Consider the following 2,662-nt stretch of genomic DNA (forward strand, 5'->3'; position numbering starts at 1 on the left):
GAGCCGATGTCGCGTCGTGCGTTTTGAAAAACGAACCAGAGAGTGCACTTATTCGGCGAGTCTAACCCGGTTATCGGGGAAGGCATAGGGAAACCGATACGGCCGCAGCATCTTCGGATGTCAGGGCCACCGTCTTCAAGGGCGGGGAGCCGAGTGGGTGCGACCCGAAACCGAGTGATCTACACGGGGGCAAGGTGAAGCGTGGCGAAAGCCACGTGGAGGCCTGTTAGAGTTGGTGTCCTACAATACCCTCTCGTGACCCATGTGTAGGGGTGAAAGGCCCATCGAACTCGGCAACAGCTGGTTCCGACCGAAACATGTCGAAGCATGACCTCAGCAGAGATAGTTCGTGAGGTAGAGCGACCGATTGGGAGACCCGCCTCCGAGAGGAGTCGGCCTCCCTGTCAAACTCCGAACTTACGAACGTCGTAGAAGCTGGGAGTCCGGTTTGCGGGGTAAGCCTGTGAACCGTAAGGGAGACAACCCAGAGCTGGGTTAAGGACCCAAAATGTGGACTAAGTGCAATCGAAGATAGTCTCGAGCCCTAAACAGCCGGGAGGTGAGCTTAGAAGCAGCAACCCTCTAAGAAAAGCGTAACAGCTTACCGGCCGAGGTTTGAGGCGTCGAAAATGATCGGGGCTCAAGTCCACTTCCGAGACCCGGCGGTACTCTTACAGAGTAATCCAGTAGGTCGGCACTCTGAGCGGGCGGAAGCACGGGTGAGAACTCGTCGTGGACCGCTCAGTGACGAAAATTCTGGTCACAGTAGCAGCGAGAGTCGGGTGAAAACCCCGACGGCCTAATGAGCAAGGGTTCCTCGGCACTGCCAATCAGCCGAGGGTTAGCCGATCCTAAGTCTCACCGTAACTCGAATGAGACAAAAGGGTAACTGGTTAATATTCCAGTGCTATCACCACTCAAAGTCGACGCCTGGGGGTAGATCGAGCCGGACAGTCGTCCGGTCGAATCACCAAAATCCGTGGAAGCCGTCATGGCACGAAGCGGACGAACGGTGAAACAGCGAAAGTCGATCCAACCTCGGGCCCGTGAAAAGACGAGCGTGATATTCGTACCGAGATCCGACACAGGTGCTCAGGCGGAGAAAGCCAAGGCCTGTCGGGATAACCGACGTTAGGGAATTCGGCAAGTTAGTCCCGTACCTTCGGAAGAAGGGATGCCTGCCCCTCACAGGGCAGGTCGCAGTGACTCGGACGCTCCAACTGTCTAGTAACAACACAGGTGACCGCAAATCCGCAAGGACTCGTACGGTCACTGAATCCTGCCCAGTGCAGGTATCTGAACACCTCGTACAAGAGGACGAAGGACCTGTCAACGGCGGGGGTAACTATGACCCTCTTAAGGTAGCGTAGTACCTTGCCGCTTCAGTAGCGGCTTGCATGAATGGATCAATGAGAGCGTCACTGTCCCAACGTTGGACCCGGTGAACTGTACATTCCAGTGCGGAGTCTGGAGACCCCCAAGGGGAAGCGAAGACCCTATAGAGCTTTACTGCAGGCTGTCGCTGGGACGTGGTCGCTGATGTGCAGCATAGATAGGAGCCGTTACACAGGTACCCGCGCTAGCGGGCCACCGAGGCGCCATTGAAATACTATCCGTCAGTGACTGCGACCCTCACTCCGGGAGGAGAACACCGGTAGCCGGGCAGTTTGACTGGGGCGGTACGCGCTCGAAAAGATATCGAGCGCGCCCGAAGGTTCTCTCATTCGGGTCGGAAACCCGAAGAAGAGCGCAAGAGCAAACGAGAGCCTGACAGTGACATTCCCAACGAGTGTCGCTGACACGAAAGTGTGGTCTAGCGAACCTACGAGGCCCATAGATGGGGCCCGTAGATGACAGAAAAGCTACCTTAGGGATAACAGAGTCGTCACCGGCAAGAGCACATATCGACCCGGTGGCTTGCTACCTCGATGTCGGTTCCCTCCATCCTGCCTGTGCAGAAGCAGGCAAGGGTGAGGTTGTTCGCCTATTAAAGGAGGTCGTGAGCTGGGTTTAGACCGTCGTGAGACAGGTCGGCTGCTATCTATTGGGGGTGCGAGGTATCTGACGTGAACGATCGTATAGTACGAGAGGAACTACGATTGGTTGCCACTGGTGTACCGGTTGTCCGACAGGGCAGTTGCCGGGCAGCCACGCAACACGGGGTAAGAGCTGAACGCATCTAAGCTCGAAACCCACATGGAAAAGAGATACCATCAAGGTCACTCATAGAAGATGAGTTCGATAGACTCGGGGTGTACGCAACGAGGCAACGAGTTGTTCAGCCCGCGAGCACTAACAGACCAGCCATCACTCATACCGCATGGGTATAGAGGTTTTCAGACGCTGCATCCATTCGATCGAATGGGTCCAGGCGTTTACTGGATTGCACGTACATTACGGTTCGAGTAAGCCCAAGACCAACGTCTTGCATGACCGATTTTGGAAGGAAGGACGGTTCGATTCCGTCCATCGGCGTTAAGGCGGCCACAGCGGTGAGGCAACACCCGTACCCATCCCGAACACGGAAGTTAAGCTCACCAGCGTGAACGCAACTACTGGAGTGCGCGAGCCTCTGGAAACACGTTCTCGCCGCCTCTCTTCATACTTCATCCACCGCCCACAGAGCGACAGCGACGCTCCGTGGGCTACTCTCATTTCGAAC

Annotated in this window: 2 rRNA genes; both read left to right on the plus strand. The window is 56.0% G+C overall.

The window, feature by feature from the left end:
• Window positions 1–2,316: ribosomal RNA gene (locus tag AUR64_RS19635) — 23S ribosomal RNA — on the plus strand; the annotation flags it as partial.
• 160 nt (window positions 2,317–2,476) lie between these two features.
• Window positions 2,477–2,598: ribosomal RNA gene (gene rrf / locus AUR64_RS10360) — 5S ribosomal RNA — on the plus strand.
• Window positions 2,599–2,662 lie beyond the last annotated feature (64 nt).

It is taken from the genome of Haloprofundus marisrubri, from assembly GCF_001469955.1.
Lineage (GTDB): Archaea > Halobacteriota > Halobacteria > Halobacteriales > Haloferacaceae > Haloprofundus > Haloprofundus marisrubri.